Source organism: Streptomyces sp. NPDC086835, from assembly GCF_044745705.1.
GTDB lineage: Bacteria > Actinomycetota > Actinomycetes > Streptomycetales > Streptomycetaceae > Streptomyces.
Genome location: NZ_JBIVAU010000010.1, coordinates 71,471 through 86,379 on the forward strand (window position 1 = coordinate 71,471; position 14,909 = coordinate 86,379).

Here is a 14,909-nt window from a genome sequence, read left to right on the forward strand (position 1 = left end):
CGCAGAGCCGTGGCCACCGTGGCCGCTGCCGCACTCGCGACCCCGCTCCTGCTGGCATCCGCCTCCCCGTCCGCTGCGCACCGTCACGACCCGGGCGACCGGGCGGCCATGGACGCGTCGAAGCTGGCACGGAAGCTGGTCCAGAAGTCGTCCGCGGACGACGCTTTCGAGCACCTTGAGAAGTTCCAGCAGATAGCGGACAGCACGGGCGGCCACCGCGCCGCCGGTTCGCTCGGTCACGACGCCTCCGCCGCGTACGTGTACCAGCAGATGAAGAAGTACGGGTACGACGTCTCGTACCAGCGCTTCGACTTCATCTACACGGAGACGCTCGCCGAGAAGCTCTCCGTCGTCTCGCCGACGCCGCGTGACGTCGAGATCGCGGCCATGACGTACACCAAGTCCACTCCCGTGGGCGGCATCAAGGCCGCTGTGGCGGCGGTGCCCGTGGACGCCACGACGGGCTGCGAGGCGGCCGACTACGCGTCGGGCACCTTCACCGGCAAGATCGCGCTGATCAAGCGCGGCGGTTGCAGCTTCGCCGACAAGCAGGCCGCCGCGGCCGCCGCCGGCGCGGTCGGTGCCATCGTCTACAACAACACCGAGGGCAGCCTCTCCGGCACCCTGGGCGACCAGGCCGCCGCGAAGATCCCGACCGGAGGCATCACGCAGGCCGACGGCGAGAAGCTCGCCGCCGACCTCGCCAAGGGTCCGCTGGAGGTCTCCTTCGAGGTCCGCGAGCTCCAGGAGAAGCGCAGCACCAACAACGTGATCGCGGAGACCCGCCGGGGCAACGCCGCCAACACGGTGATGCTCGGCGCCCACCTCGACTCGGTGACCGCCGGCCCCGGCATCAACGACAACGGCTCCGGCTCCGCCGGTCTGCTGGAGGTCGCGGAGGAGCTCGCCAAGCGGGAGAAGCAGCCCACCAACAAGGTGCGCTTCGCCTGGTGGTCTGCCGAGGAGAACGGACTGCTCGGCTCTGAGCACTACGTCGCGAACCTCAGCAGCCTGGGGAAGAAGGAGATCAAGCTCTACCTCAACTTCGACATGATCGCGTCGCCGAACTACGGACTCTTCGTCTACGACGGCGACAACTCCGACGGCGTCGGCGCCGGCGCGGGCCCGGCGGGCTCCGCGCAGCTCGAGCGCGACATCAACGAGTTCCTCGACAAGCGGGGCACCCCGCACGAGGGCACCGACTTCACCGGGCGCTCCGACTACGGGCCGTTCATCGAGGTCGGCATCCCGTCCGGCGGCACCTTCACCGGCGCGGAGGGCATCAAGACCGAGGCGCAGGCGAAGAAGTTCGGCGGGTCCGCAGGCATCGCGTACGACGTGAACTACCACGCCGCGGGCGACGACATCAACAACATCAACATGAAGGCGTTCGCCGTCAACATCGGCATCATCGCCAACGCCGTGGGCACCTACGCCCACGACATCAGCTCGCTGCGCAAGCCGGTCACGACCGTCCCGACGGACGGTGACGCGGGCAGCGGTGGCGGCCTGCACGACGGTCACGACCACGAAGTGACCGAGTAACACCCCACGTCACATCGGCCGCTCCGCCCACGACGGGCGCCCGGCCGCAACGGTCGCGGCGCGCCGCGGGCTCACCGCCCGCGGCGCGCCGTTCCCGTGGAGGGGCCCGAGATCCAGAAAGCCCGCCCCCGTTCGAGCGAATCAGCCGCACGGCGCGCGTGATCGACGAGGTGCGGGTGCCGCCCCTGGTGCTCGAAGGCGGTGACCGGCCTCGGAACCACCCCCACGGTGGCCACGGCGACACCGGAAACGTCGCTCCGATGCCGACGGGGAAGATCAGCGAGAGACCCATTTTCCCGGTTTGCAAAGTATTGATGAGATCGCACCGCGGTTCCATGGCTGCGCCATGAGCCTCTTGACCGGTAGGCTTTCCGTGTGATCTTCAAGCGCATCGGTAACGGGCGGCCGTATCCCGACCACGGCCGGGAAAGCACCCGGCAGTGGGCGGATGTCGCGCCGCGCCCGGTCCGCCTCGATCAGCTCGTGACCACCAAGGGACAGCTGGATCTCGAGACGCTGCTCGCAGAGGACTCGACGTTCTACGGGGACCTCTTCGCCCACGTCGTGAAGTGGCAGGGCGACCTCTATTTGGAGGACGGCCTGCACCGCGCCGTGCGCGCGGCCCTTCAGCAGCGTCAGGTCCTGCACGCCCGCGTGCTCGAGCTGGGCTGAGCCGGCCGGCGCCCTCCCCGCCCCCGGCGGCCGCGGCGACGGCCCGCGGCGCCACAAGGGTGGTCGGCCACGGTCTGCTGCTGATCCTTTCGGGGTCCTTTCGACACCGTACGGACGCAATCAACTGATCGTTTAGTAGGCATGGCCACCGCACCGCACTACGCTGCGCCCATGAGCATGCTGACTCCCCCCGGCATGGGCGGAAAGTACCGCATCACGGGCGACAAGTACCCACGAATGCGACGCCCCCGGAACCGCCGCAGGATCGTCCTTGCGGCTGTCGCCGTGGTGGTCTCACTGGGCCTCGCCGGCTGGGGGACGCTGCAGCTCATCGACGCGTTCACCGGCGGCGGCGCCAAGACCTCCGCGAGCGGGGGCGGCACGCGGTGCAAGCCCGCCCCCTCCCCCTCCGCGGCACCCCCGCCGCCGCTGCCCCGCCAGATCACGGTGAACGTCTACAACGCGACGCCGCGCGCCGGCCTGGCCAAGTCGACGGCCGACGAGCTGAAGAAACGTGGCTTCAAGATCGGCAAGGTCGCGAACGCGCCGGTGGCCTACGACAAGAAGGTCCCCGGCACCGCCGTGCTGCTCGGAGCGTCCACCGCCCAGGACGGCGCCTTCCGGGTGCTCGGCACCCAGATCCAGGGCTTCCAGGCGAAGACCGACACCCGCAGGACCACGGACGTCGACTTCATCATCGGCACCGCGTTCAAGGCCCTCGACGCGAAGGCGAGCGCGGACGTCGCCCTCGCGGCCCTGTCGCAGCCGAAGCCGGCGCCTTCCGGCAAGTGCTAGGGAGACTCGCCCCAGGGACGACGGAAGGGCCGGAGTTCTCCGGCCCTTCGGGTGTCCTGCGGCGCGGTCGGCCGCATCACTGACCGACCGCTACTCGGCCGTCCCGTACATGCGGTCACCCGCGTCACCGAGGCCGGGCACGATGTACCCGTTCTCGTTCAGGCGCTCGTCGACCGAGGCGGTCACGACGGTCACCGGCGTGCCCGCCAGCTCGCGCTCCATCACCTCGACGCCCTCCGGCGCCGCGAGCAGCACGACCGCGGTCACATCGTCCGCACCGCGCTTGATCAGTTCACGGATCGCGGCGACCAGCGTCCCGCCCGTCGCCAGCATCGGGTCCAGCACGTACACCTGGCGCCCGGAGAGGTCCTCCGGCATGCGCGTCGCGTACGTCGAGGCCTCGAGCGTCTCCTCGTTGCGGATCATCCCGAGGAAGCCCACCTCGGCGGTCGGCAGCAGCCGGACCATGCCGTCGAGCATGCCCAGGCCGGCCCGCAGGATCGGCACCACCAGCGGCCGCGGGTGGGACAGCTTCACACCGGTCGTGCCCGTCACCGGGGTGTGGATGTCGACCTGCTCGGTGCGCACGTCCCGGGTGGCCTCGTACGCGAGCAGGGTGACCAGCTCGTCGGCGAGCCGCCGGAAGGTGGGGGAGTCGGTGCGCCTGTCGCGCAGCGTTGTGAGTTTGTGCGCCACCAGCGGGTGGTCGACGACGTGGATCCGCATGGCCTCAACAGTAGCCCGCACTCGCATCAAGGACGGTTCCGGAGGGAAGGTGGAGAGGTGTCTCCCCAGGCCGCAGGGTCGAGGAAGTGCCCGCGGACAGGTCCCGGGGGGAGTACGGATACAGCCGTGGGGTGGTGTGGCCGATGCCGGAGCCGGAGCAGGAGCCGGAGCAGGAGATCGCGACCGACGGGGAGCGCCGCAGGCGACGCGCCCAGTTCCTGCGCGAACTGAACGAGGCCAAAGCGCTGCGCGACCGTGTCCAGCCGCGACGCGCCCGAGCGGCCCGGATGCGCCGGCAGATGCGTATGCGGACCTTCCGCTGGTAGACCGTCCCATGAGCCCCTTAAGAACTGATGGCCGACGCAACGACGGAAGACCTCTCGCAACGCGCCTCTTTCTGCCACGATTCCGAGTGGGCGGGGCACGAACGAAGAACGCGCCGCCGGTCGTCACACCTCTGATCAGTGGGAGAGTCACGGTGTACTTCGCCGCACTGCTCGCGCGCACTCATGACGGGTGGGAAGCGAGCGACACAGAGCTCGACGATGTGGAGACCCTGTCGGATCTGACCGACCTGGCCCGCGAAGCCTCGGTGGACGAGGACACGGTCCTCGTCTTCATCGAGCAGGAGGACGCCTGGTTCGGCGTCCTCCGGGTCGAGGGCGAGGAGGACCCTCGGATCTTCGTCTCGGACGCGGCCGCTGCCGCACGCTCCTCCTATGGGGAGATCCTCACCAACGAACTGCTCGGCGGGGACGACGACGACCCTGCCGCCGACCTCGATGCGCTGGACCTCGACGGTACGGAGGACGGAGAACCGGAGGAGGACGGGACCGACACGGTGGATCTGCCCGCCCAGGCCGGCGAGTCCGTCCCGACGGGTCCGGCCGGGGACCGCGAGATCCTCGCCGATCTCGGGATGTCCGAGAAGGAGCTGCTGGCGCTGGAGACGGACGCGCTGTCGGAGATCGCGGACGCGCTCGGCGCGGCCGAGGTACTGGAGGCCGTGCGCTAGTGCCCCTTCCGGCAGACGAACAGGCACCGGCGCGCACGTCGGAACCGGTGCCGGGGAACGACCCTGTGCGCGGTCCGTGGGAGGCGTCGATGCGCCTCGCCCTCGGCGAGGCGGACCGCGCGGCGCAGGGCGGTGACGTGCCGGTCGGCGCCGTCCTCCTCTCCGGGGACGGCTCGATCCTCGCAGTCGGACACAACGAGCGAGAGGCGACGGGCGATCCGACGGCGCACGCCGAGGTGCTGGCCATCCGCAGGGCCGCCGTCGTCCTCGGCGAGTGGCGGCTGACCGGCTGCACGCTTGTCGTGACCTTGGAGCCCTGCACGATGTGCGCCGGCGCGATCGTGCAATCCCGGGTGGCACGCGTGGTCTACGGCGCGCGGGACGACAAGGCCGGCGCGGCGGGCTCCCTGTGGGACGTCGTACGGGACCGCCGGCTCAACCACCGGCCCGAAGTCGTGAGCGGGGTGCTGGGCGAGGAGTGCTCGAAGCAGCTCACGGCGTTCTTCCGGGACCGGCCGGGCGACCTCTGAGGAGGGCCCGCCGGCAGTCAGGAACATGCTCGGCGGACGCTTGCCCATAACCGATTTCAGAGCACGGCCCACCTTGGGCTAAGCTCTCTCCCGGTAGCGTGTCCGAGCGGCCGAAGGAGCTCGCCTCGAAAGCGAGTGTGGCGCAAGTCACCGAGGGTTCAAATCCCTCCGCTACCGCTGGTAGATGAAGGGTCGGTCCCGATCGGGACCGACCCTTCATCTCGTTCCGTCTCAGTTGGCCTTCACGAGCGCTCCGGTCGGCGCCCAACGGCCGGGCCGGCTGCGGCTCGACCTCGAACGGGTTCGCCGGTCCGGCTGCGGGTTGCCGGGCAACCAATTCGGCCGGTCGGTGGTCGGATTGGGCGGGATGCAGCACTCTGCGTTCCGCCCGGTCTCCAGGAGGATCGTTCCTTGCTGTCACAAAGCTCCGGCCGACGACGCCGTCTTGGCGCTTCGATCGCCGCTGTTCTCGCCGCCACCCTCGGGGCCGGCGTGCTGACCTCCACCCCTGTGTCCGCGGCAGAGGTCCCGGTCGCGGCAGAGGGGTCGAGCGCTCTGCTGCCGGCGGTGCCCGGCGCTCGGCTGGCATCCGCCGGCGTGAAAGGCTTCCTGACGTACGTCGAGCACGGCGGGGAGAGCGGGAAGCTCCGCTGGACCCCGTACGAGGGCGGCGCCACACGCGACACGCTCTTCTACAAGATCGAGGGCTTCGCCGAAACATCCGGGGACACGGTCGTGGCGTCGAGCGACACTTTCGGGACCGAGGCGCTGGACATGTCCACCGGCACGTCGTTCCGCATGCAGACGGTTCCCGACGCTCTGGACACCTTCTACGGCGGTACCGCGGGCCAGGCCCTGTTCGCCCACGGGGGGCGCCCGAAGCTGTGGCTGCAGACCAAGGACGCCGAGCCCCGCGCCGTGCAAGGCCTGGCGGACAACGCCTCACTCGACAGGGTGTGGCCGGGGGACGCCACGCACGCCCTGCTCAGCACCTGGACCGTGGAAGGCGAGCGACGTGTCGGCCTCATCGACCTGAGCAGCGCCACCCTCACCTACCCCTACCCGTCCCACGCGCGGAGCTGGGTCGTCTCCGGGAACCGTCTGGCCTGGGTCGAGGACGACACCGCCGCGAACACCCTCCGGGTGGTCGTTCGCGACCGGACCACCGGCGCCGACACGATCGTCCCGGTCCCCGGCACCACGGCAGGCAAGGGCCTGAGCATCAGCCTCCTCGGGGACTGGGTGATCTACGGCGGGACGGCCATCCACAAGAAGACCGGCGAGACGTTCAGGTTCCTCGACCGCGTCGACGCCACCTGCGCCGCCCCTGACGGCTCGGCCCAGATCGTCCAGGGCGGCAGCGCCGCACAGGGCGAGGGCATCTTCCGCGTCACGCCCGGCGTGGACGGCCGGCCGACGGTCCGGCTCCTCGCGCACGCCGGCACCCCCACCTCCGCCCTGCACGACTTCGACAACAACGGTCTGGCCGACCTGCTGGGCCGGGACGCCTCCGGGGGACTGTGGCGCGACAGCGCCAAGGACGGACAGCAGCGGTCGCGGATCGGTGGCGGCTGGCAGATCTACGACAAGATCGAGTCCGTCGGCGACATCGCGGGAACGCTCAGCCCCGGCTTCACCCCCGAGCTCGTCGCCCGCGACACGGACGGTGTGCTCTGGCTGTACGAGGGCCGGGAGGACGGCGGCTTCACCAAGCGGGTGCGGGTCGGCTCAGGCTGGCAGACGTACACGCGTCTCACCGGCGGCAGCGACCTCAGTGGCGACGGCCGACCCGATGTCGTCGCCGTGGACAGGGCCGGTGCCCTCTGGCTCTACCAGAGCACCGGCGACACCGCCCGCCCCTTCGAGCCCCGCAAGCGCATCGGCACCGGCTGGAACACCTACGACCAGCTCGCCGCTGTCGGCAACCTCGCCGGAGGCCCCGCCGGGGACCTCGTCGCCCGCGACAAGGGGGGCGTCCTGTGGCTCTACCTCGGCAAAGGCGACGGCACCTACACCCAGCGCACGAGGATCGGCGGCGGCTGGCAGGCATACTCCCAGATCATCGGTGCCGGAGATGTCGACCACGACGGCAAGGCCGATCTGTTCGCGCACCACCCGGGTTCGAAATCCGTCTACCTGTACTCCGGCACAGGTGACCGCACCAAGCCCTTCAAGGCCCGCACGATCTCGGATGCCCACACAGGCAACACGTACAACCACATGAGCTGAAGGTTCGAATCCCTCCGCTACCGCTCTTGTCGAAGGCCCCGGTGCACGGCACCGGGGCCTTCGTCGTGGCCGCGGACCTTTCCGGGGGGCCCGGGCCTCACGGTCGGCCGCCGCGGCCCGCAGAGGGATCTCCAGGCACCGCTGAAGGCGCCGGGGACCCGACGCCTGCGGGCGGGATGCGCCGGGAGCAGCCTCTGACGCCCGGACGCCGGTCCGCCCGGCGCCGGGCATGCGATCGGGGGGTGCCGTGGCAAGGGCCGGCGAGCGGCTCCGCGGCTGGTGCTCCGCCCGGCCGCACACGTAAAAGGGCACGGGGAACAGGCTCTTGGCCGTGGAAAATCTGTCCGAATGCGCTCGGCTAGACTCACGCGACGCGTCGCCAGGGGCAGGACAGCAGGGGAGACAGGGGCCGATGGTGCAAGCCAAGAAGATAGCCGTGTACGTCGTGGTCGTCTTCATCCTGTACACGATCATCAACTCCCCCGACCGGGCGGCCGACCTGGTGGGGGTAGGGTTCGAGGGCATTTCGAGCGCCGCGCAGGGCGTCGGAGAGTTCATGACCGAGCTCGTCAACTAGGGCCGCGCCAGGCATCGCGGCCCCCGGCCAAGATCCGCCGGCCAGGCCCCCGGCCTGCCGGCCAACCAGGGAGTGCCCCTTGATCCGCCATCTGGTCCTCTTCAAGCTCAACGAGGGTGTCGAGCGCGACGAGCCCCGAGTCGCCGCCGGAGTGAAGGCCTTCCAGGAGCTGGACGGGGTCGTACCGGAGCTGGAGTTCTGGGAGTGCGCCTGGAACATCACGGACCGGCCGATCGCCTACGACTTCGCCATCAACTCGGCCGTGGCCGACAAGGACGCGCTGAAGCGGTACATCGAGCATCCGGCCCACCAGGCGGCCGCCGCACAGTGGCGTGAGTTCGCCACGTGGGTGATCGCCGACTACGAGTTCTGAAGGCCCCTCCACGAGCCCCTCGCCCACCAGGGCGGGGGGCTTGTCGGTTTTCCATCCCAGCAGGACGTCAACACGGCGTTATCGGGTGCTTGCACACAGTGGACATGTCTTGTGATGCTATGACCGCTTTTGACGGATGAGTTGACCGAAAATGACCGCAAAGGGGTGGCTTGACCGTGTCGGCCAGTACTGCGCCTCAGGTGCCACCTCAGAACGAGAGGCCGGACGACACCGCCCCTGCCGCGAGGCCGCAGAGGCGCGGCGCGGACACCCGGGCTCTGACCCAGGTGCTGTTCGGCCGCCTCAAGGGGCTCCAGGCGGGGACCGCGGAACACTCCAGGGTGCGCGCCGCGCTCATCGAGGCCAACCTCCCGCTCGTGCGGTACGCCGCCGCCCGGTTCCGCAGCCGCAACGAACCGATGGAGGACGTGGTCCAGGTCGGCACGATCGGGCTGATCAACGCCATCGACCGGTTCGACCCGGACCGCGGCGTGCAGTTCCCGACGTTCGCGATGCCCACGGTGGTGGGCGAGATCAAGCGGTACTTCCGCGACAACGTGCGCACCGTGCACGTGCCGCGGCGCCTCCACGAGCTGTGGGTGCAGGTGAACGGGGCCACCGAGGACCTGACCACCGCCCACGGCAGATCCCCCACGACCGCCGAGATCGCCGAGCGGCTGAAGATCGGCGAGGACGAGGTGCTGGCCTGTATCGAGGCCGGCCGTTCGTACCACGCGACGTCGCTGGAGGCGGCCCAGGAGGGCGACGGCATGCCGGGGCTGCTGGACCGGCTCGGCTACGAGGATCCGGCGCTGGCCGGCGTCGAACACCGCGATCTGGTGCGCCATCTCCTCGTCCAGCTGCCCGAGCGCGAACAGCGGATCCTGATGCTCCGCTACTACAGCAACCTGACACAGTCGCAGATCAGTCAGGAACTCGGCGTCTCCCAGATGCATGTGTCGCGACTGCTGGCGAGAAGTTTCGCTCGACTTCGTTCCGCAAACAGGATCGAAGCGTAGCTCGAACGGGTAGAGCACACTTGAGCCGCTGACGGGGCCTCAAAAGCCTTACACCCCCTGTTTACTGGGCATTTTTGCGCGATACTTGTCGACATGTCACTACAGCGTGTTGCCGACATGTGACATTCTGCTGGAACCGCGTTTGCCGCAGCCTCGCCGCCGGTATTCAGGTGGAGGCTGCGTTCCTCAGACGGTCGCGGCCACCGCGACCGTCCGCGACCTCAAGGGGGTGGCATGTCCGTAGAACAGGGCAGCTCGAAGGTGCTCACTCGCGCTCCAAGCGCGCCCGCACCCGTCGTGCCCGGCAGCTCGGAAGCCATCGACACCCGCACTCTCTCCCGCTCCCTGTTCCTGCGGCTTCGCGCCCTGGACAGCGAGGGCGCGGCCGACGACAGCCCGGAGCGCACCTACGTGCGCGACACCCTCATCGAGCTCAACCTCCCGCTCGTCCGGTACGCCGCGGCGCGGTTCCGCAGCCGCAACGAACCGATGGAGGACATCGTCCAGGTCGGCACGATCGGCCTGATCAAGGCGATCGACCGCTTCGACTGCGAGCGGGGCGTGGAGTTCCCGACCTTCGCGATGCCTACGGTCGTGGGCGAGATCAAGCGCTTCTTCCGTGACACCTCGTGGTCGGTGCGGGTCCCGCGCCGGCTCCAGGAGCTGCGCCTCGCACTCACCAAGGCGAGCGACGAGCTCGCCCAGAAACTGGACCGCTCCCCGACCGTTCCCGAACTGGCCGCCGTGCTGGGGGTGTCGGAGGAGGACGTCGTCGACGGCCTCGCCGTGGGCAACGCCTACACGGCCTCTTCGCTCGACTCGCCCTCGCCCGAGGACGACGGCGGCGAAGGCTCGCTCGCGGACCGCCTCGGCTACGAGGACTCGGCGCTGGAAGGTGTCGAGTACCGCGAGTCCCTCAAGCCGCTGCTGGCCAAACTGCCGCCGCGGGAGCGGCAGATCATCATGCTGCGCTTCTTCGCCAACATGACCCAGTCGCAGATCGGCGAGGAGGTCGGCATCTCGCAGATGCACGTCTCGCGTCTGCTGACCCGCACGCTGGCGCAGCTGCGGGAAGGGTTGATCGCCGACTGACGATCCGGGCTTCGTCCGCGTACGGCCCGTCTCGAAGTGGTACCGAGAGGTTCCTTCCTGACGGGTCGTCAGTCACACTGGCGCGATGCGACGGCGAACCGGTCCAGCAATCGTGGCGTTGGCGCTCTGCCTCTGCGGAGCACTGACCGCGTGCGGCGGCAGCGGCGAGGGTGACGTGGCACTCGGCGCCGCCGGCTCAGGACCGGACCGTGCGCCCACCGCTGCCGTGCCGCCGAAGGGCAAGGTCTCGCTCTCCCCGCTGGACGGGAGCGAAGGACCCGCCGGCGATGGGACCGGGGGCGCGGCCGGGAAGGCACCCCGACAGGGCACCGGCGGGCCGGCCACCGGCCCGGAGGGCGGCAGTGATCGCGCGCGGAGCGGCGCCGGCGGCCCGCCCGCGAACGGCACAAGCGGTACGAGCGGCACAAGCGGCACCGGCCCTGCCGGGAGCGGCGGACCGCAGCAGACCCCGGGCTCCGGCGGCGCTCCCGGCGCCTCACCCGCCCCGGCACCGTCCACGCCTGCGCCGGCACCCTCCGATCCGGAGCCGGGCCCCACAGGCCCGGCCGTGCTTCAGCTCGGCGAGCCCGTCCGCGAGGCCCTCGACCGGCGCTGGTGCGAGAAGGTCACCGTGGAGTTCCGCAACACCGGCGGCACCGCGGCCGTGTCCGGCACCGTCACCTTCGCCACCCACATCATCGGCGCGCTCGGCGTCGACTGGGCCACGCGCGAGTCCCGTCAGGCCCTGCCCGCGCCGATCGCGCCCGCAGCCGTGCGGAAGCAGGCGTACACGGTCTGCGTGGACGCCTGGCGGGTGCCCCTGGGCATGCACATCGAGACCCAGGACGTCACCGCGACATGGAAGTGACCGGGCCCGCCCGGTCCGGACGGGTTCCGGCTGACAGGTTCTAGGCGAGGGCGAGCCAGGCGACCGCGCCGAGGATGACGAGTGCCGCGACGACGCCGACGATGAGGCCGACGCGCGAGGAGGACGTCGCCGCGGGCGTCGCCGCCGCGCGGCCCTGCGGGGCGCCTTCGTCGACGAAAGCGCGGAACATCTGGGTGCTGCCCGCGGGGTCGTAGTTGCCCTCGGGGCCCTGGCCTTGGGGAGCATGGGGGTTGTGTGCCATGGGGCAGGACCCTAGCGAACGGCGTCGACGGCCCCAACCCCGGGCGGGCGGCCGGTGGGCTCCGAGAAGGACATGACCCGCCCATGACTCCGCATATGCAAAGCCTTTTGGCTTCCTTTACCCGTTCAGGCCCGTTTTCATTTGCCTGTAGCAACCAACGGCTTCTATCGTTGCCCTAAGCAACGAAAAGCTGGGAGGGGCCTTGGCCGAGCGGAGTCATTACGAGGAGCTGGCCCGGCAGATAAGCGCAGTCGGGGCCGTGAAACGGAGCCTCTCGCGGATACTGCCCGCCGAGTGCCCTTCCGGGTCCGCCGCGGTGCTGTCGCTGATCGGCCGGCACGGAGAGATGCGGATGGGCCGCCTCGCCGAGCTGATGGCCGTCGACATGTCCGTCACCAGCCGGCATGTGGCCCATGTGGTGGAGCGCGGCTGGCTGGAGCGGTCGCCCGACCCGGAGGACCGACGGTCCCGCATCCTGCGGCTCACCCCGGCGGGCAGGGACCTGCTCGACGACCTCGGTCGCCGGACCACGGACATGTTCGCCCACTACCTGGGGGACTGGTCCGACGAAGAAGTCGGACAGCTGAACGCGATGCTGGCCCGACTCCGCGAATCCGTCGGGGACTGCCGGGCCCACGCCACCCGTACACACGTATGAAGAAAAGGAAGTTCATGGCTACGACCACACCGAACGGTGTGCGGGGCGGCCACGCCAAGCACGGCGGTGGATCCGCCTTCGACGGCGGGGCGCCGATGACGCACCGGCAGATCATGGAGGCACTGTCCGGGTTGCTGCTCGGGATGTTCGTCGCCATCCTGTCGTCGACGATCGTCTCCAACGCCCTGCCGGAGATCATCACCGACCTCGGCGGCGGGCAGAGCGCCTACACCTGGGTCGTCACCGCCTCGCTGCTGGCGATGACCGCGACCACCCCGCTGTGGGGCAAGCTCTCGGACCTCTTCTCCAAGAAGCTGCTGGTCCAGATATCGCTGCTCATCTACGTACTGGGTTCGGTCGTCGCCGGACTTTCGCAGAACTCCGGCATGCTGATCGCCTGCCGGGTGATCCAGGGCATCGGCGTCGGCGGTCTGTCCGCCCTCGCGCAGATCGTGATGGCCGCGATGATCGCCCCCCGCGAGCGGGGCCGCTACAGCGGATACATCGGTGCCGTCTTCGCAGTCGCGACCGTCGGCGGCCCGCTGCTCGGCGGCGTCATCACCGACACCGAGTGGCTGGGCTGGCGCTGGTGCTTCTACGTCGGCGTACCGTTCGCGCTGATCGCCCTGCTCGTACTGCAGAAGACCCTCAAGCTGCCCGTGGTCAAGCGGCAGGTGAAGGTCGACTGGTCGGGCGCGTTCTTCATCAGCGCCGCCGTCTCGCTGCTGCTGGTGTGGGTGACCTTCGCCGGCGACAAGTACGACTGGAGCTCGTGGCAGTCCGGCGCGATGGTCGGCGGTTCCGTGGTCCTCGGCGCGCTCTTCCTCCTCGTGGAGTCGAAGGCGAGCGAACCGATCATCCCGCTGCGGCTGTTCCGCAACCGCACGATCACGCTGGCCTCGCTGGCCTCGCTCTTCGTCGGCGTCGCCATGTTCGCCGGCACGGTGTTCTTCAGCCAGTACTTCCAGCTGGCGCGGGACGAGTCGCCGACCATGTCCGGTGTGCTGACGATCCCGATGATCGGCGGTCTCTTCGTCTCGTCGACCGTCTCCGGCCAGATCATCACCAGGACCGGCCGCTGGAAGGCCTGGCTGGTCACGGGCGGCGCCCTGGTGACGGCGGGCCTCGGTCTGCTGGGCACCATCCGCTACGACACCGAGTACTGGCACATCGCGGTCTTCATGGTCCTGATGGGCCTCGGACTCGGCATGATGATGCAGAACCTGGTGCTCTGCACCCAGAACCAGGTCGACCCCTCGGACCTCGGCGCGGCCAGCTCGGTCGTCACCTTCTTCCGGTCCCTCGGAGGCGCGATCGGCGTCTCCGCGCTCGGCGCGGTCATGGCCAACCGGGTCACGCACTACGTCAAGGACGGGCTCGCCGAGCTCGGCCCGCGGGGTGAGGCGCTGGGTCACGGCGGCACGGGCGGCGGTGGCATTCCCGACCTGGACAAGCTGCCGGTCCCCATCCGCACGGTGATGGAGACGTCGTACGGGCACGGGGTCGCCGACATCTTCCTGTACTCCGCTCCCTTCGCGCTCGTCGCCTTCCTGGTGACGCTCTTCATCAAGGAGGTCGCGCTGAAGAGCAGCTCGTCGGACGCCGAGGCGAAGCACGCGAAGGAGACCGTCACCGCCTCCGAGGCACCAAAGACGCTCGCCACCGCCACGGCTCCCGCCCCGGCGCAGGCCGTCGCGACCGAGCCGGGCACCTCCGTCGCCTCCGGTGTCGCGGTACGTGGAGTGGTGCGCGGCTCCGAGGGCGCCGCGGTGCCCCGGGCCGCCGTCACGCTGATCTCGCCGGCCGGCCGGCAGCTCGGCCGCTCCGTCGCCCAGGGGGACGGCAGCTACACGCTGGACGCGCCGGGCGCCGGATCGTATGTGCTGATCGCCTCGGCCGACGGTTTCCAGCCGCAGGCCTCCACGGTGAACGTCACGGACGAGCCGCTGGTGTACGACATCCTGCTCGCCGGGACGAGCGGCCTCGGCGGAGTGGTGCGGGCGGCCGACGGCGGCAGCCCCGTCGAAGGCGCCATGGTCGTCGTCACGGACGTGCGTGGCGATGTGCTCGCCACCGGGACGAGCACGGAGCAGGGCGAGTTCGCCTTCGCCGAGCTCGTGCCGGGCTCGGTGACCGTCGCGGTGAACGCCCCCGGCTACCGGCCGCTCGCGCTGCCCGTGGAGATCGGCGGCCAGGGCGTGACCCGGATCGAGGCGGTGCTTCGGTCCGGCGCCGTCGTGCGGGGTGTGGTCCGCGGGGCCGCGGGCCTGCCGCTGACCGACGCCCGGGTGACCCTCGTGGACGCCGCCGGGAACGTGGTCGCCACGGCGACCACCGGCGACGACGGGGCGTACGCCTTCGCCGACCTGGACGCGGGCGAGTACTCGGTCATCGCGACCGGATACCCGCCGGTGGCCGGTCAGTTGACCGTGACCGGCCGCGGCGTCGACGGTCACGACATCGAACTCGCCCACCCGGGCGAGTAACAGCCCCCGGGCCCGGGCGCCTCGTTCTCGGCGGAGACGAGCCGCCCGCCCGGCGGAGAGGG

General features: G+C 70.1%; 16 protein-coding genes and 1 tRNA gene. 15 read left to right on the forward strand and 2 right to left on the reverse strand.

Annotation, left to right across the window (positions count from 1 at the left end; all coding sequences use genetic code 11):
- The first annotated feature begins 9 nt into the window (after window positions 1-9).
- The 3 genes from ACIPJI_RS28235 (at window position 10) to ACIPJI_RS28245 (ending at window position 3,012) form a co-directional block, all read left to right on the forward strand.
- Window positions 10-1,545: a M28 family metallopeptidase gene (locus ACIPJI_RS28235; protein ID WP_307710415.1), complete on the forward strand. Its 1,536-nt coding sequence runs from the start codon at window positions 10-12 to the stop codon at window positions 1,543-1,545.
- A 375-nt stretch (window positions 1,546-1,920) separates the two neighbouring features.
- Window positions 1,921-2,217, forward strand: a complete 297-nt coding sequence (locus ACIPJI_RS28240) for a type II toxin-antitoxin system VapB family antitoxin (protein ID WP_003955420.1) — start codon at window positions 1,921-1,923, stop codon at window positions 2,215-2,217.
- A 171-nt stretch (window positions 2,218-2,388) separates the two neighbouring features.
- Window positions 2,389-3,012, forward strand: coding sequence for a LytR C-terminal domain-containing protein (locus ACIPJI_RS28245; RefSeq protein ID WP_356622279.1), 624 nt, complete (start codon window positions 2,389-2,391; stop codon window positions 3,010-3,012).
- Window positions 3,013-3,102: 90 nt separating this feature from the next.
- Here the strand turns inward: ACIPJI_RS28245 and upp are convergent, their stop codons facing one another.
- Window positions 3,103-3,738: a uracil phosphoribosyltransferase gene (upp, locus tag ACIPJI_RS28250; RefSeq protein ID WP_307707272.1), complete on the reverse strand. Its 636-nt coding sequence runs from the start codon at window positions 3,736-3,738 to the stop codon at window positions 3,103-3,105.
- A gap of 143 nt (window positions 3,739-3,881) precedes the next feature.
- Between upp and ACIPJI_RS28255 the strand changes: the two genes are divergently transcribed.
- The 10 genes from ACIPJI_RS28255 to ACIPJI_RS28300 all read left to right on the forward strand — a co-directional run bounded on the left by ACIPJI_RS28255 (window position 3,882) and on the right by ACIPJI_RS28300 (window position 11,441).
- Window positions 3,882-4,064 (forward strand): hypothetical protein, encoded by a 183-nt coding sequence (locus ACIPJI_RS28255; RefSeq protein ID WP_307707273.1) that lies wholly within the window; start codon window positions 3,882-3,884, stop codon window positions 4,062-4,064.
- Window positions 4,065-4,216: 152 nt separating this feature from the next.
- The gene (locus ACIPJI_RS28260) at window positions 4,217-4,753 is read left to right on the forward strand and encodes a hypothetical protein (RefSeq protein ID WP_356622280.1); all 537 of its coding nucleotides are present in this window, start codon (window positions 4,217-4,219) and stop codon (window positions 4,751-4,753) included.
- A gap of 89 nt (window positions 4,754-4,842) precedes the next feature.
- Window positions 4,843-5,283 (forward strand): tRNA adenosine(34) deaminase TadA, encoded by a 441-nt coding sequence (tadA, locus tag ACIPJI_RS28265; protein WP_402249611.1) that lies wholly within the window; start codon window positions 4,843-4,845, stop codon window positions 5,281-5,283.
- Window positions 5,284-5,375: 92 nt separating this feature from the next.
- A tRNA-Ser gene (locus ACIPJI_RS28270) sits at window positions 5,376-5,460 on the forward strand.
- Window positions 5,461-5,694: 234 nt separating this feature from the next.
- Complete coding sequence (locus tag ACIPJI_RS28275; protein WP_402249613.1) at window positions 5,695-7,512, forward strand: FG-GAP repeat domain-containing protein; 1,818 nt, start codon at window positions 5,695-5,697, stop codon at window positions 7,510-7,512.
- A 412-nt stretch (window positions 7,513-7,924) separates the two neighbouring features.
- On the forward strand, window positions 7,925-8,089 hold the full coding sequence (locus ACIPJI_RS28280; RefSeq protein ID WP_167306839.1) for a hypothetical protein: 165 nt from the start codon (window positions 7,925-7,927) through the stop codon (window positions 8,087-8,089).
- 79 nt (window positions 8,090-8,168) lie between these two features.
- Complete coding sequence (locus ACIPJI_RS28285) at window positions 8,169-8,462, forward strand: Dabb family protein (protein WP_356622283.1); 294 nt, start codon at window positions 8,169-8,171, stop codon at window positions 8,460-8,462.
- Between the two features lie 176 nt (window positions 8,463-8,638).
- The gene (locus ACIPJI_RS28290; protein ID WP_037776580.1) at window positions 8,639-9,481 is read left to right on the forward strand and encodes an RNA polymerase sigma factor SigF; all 843 of its coding nucleotides are present in this window, start codon (window positions 8,639-8,641) and stop codon (window positions 9,479-9,481) included.
- A gap of 234 nt (window positions 9,482-9,715) precedes the next feature.
- Window positions 9,716-10,573: an RNA polymerase sigma factor SigF gene (locus ACIPJI_RS28295; RefSeq protein WP_037774269.1), complete on the forward strand. Its 858-nt coding sequence runs from the start codon at window positions 9,716-9,718 to the stop codon at window positions 10,571-10,573.
- Between the two features lie 85 nt (window positions 10,574-10,658).
- Window positions 10,659-11,441, forward strand: a complete 783-nt coding sequence (locus ACIPJI_RS28300) for a hypothetical protein (RefSeq protein WP_402249616.1) — start codon at window positions 10,659-10,661, stop codon at window positions 11,439-11,441.
- A 40-nt stretch (window positions 11,442-11,481) separates the two neighbouring features.
- Here the strand turns inward: ACIPJI_RS28300 and ACIPJI_RS28305 are convergent, their stop codons facing one another.
- A complete protein-coding gene (locus ACIPJI_RS28305) occupies window positions 11,482-11,703 on the reverse strand; it encodes a hypothetical protein (protein WP_402249618.1) in 222 nt (73 codons plus the stop codon).
- 202 nt (window positions 11,704-11,905) lie between these two features.
- Between ACIPJI_RS28305 and ACIPJI_RS28310 the strand changes: the two genes are divergently transcribed.
- Both ACIPJI_RS28310 and ACIPJI_RS28315 read left to right on the forward strand, forming a co-directional pair.
- Window positions 11,906-12,361, forward strand: coding sequence for a MarR family winged helix-turn-helix transcriptional regulator (locus ACIPJI_RS28310; protein ID WP_356622286.1), 456 nt, complete (start codon window positions 11,906-11,908; stop codon window positions 12,359-12,361).
- Between the two features lie 14 nt (window positions 12,362-12,375).
- Window positions 12,376-14,847, forward strand: a complete 2,472-nt coding sequence (locus tag ACIPJI_RS28315; protein ID WP_402249620.1) for an MFS transporter — start codon at window positions 12,376-12,378, stop codon at window positions 14,845-14,847.
- Window positions 14,848-14,909 lie beyond the last annotated feature (62 nt).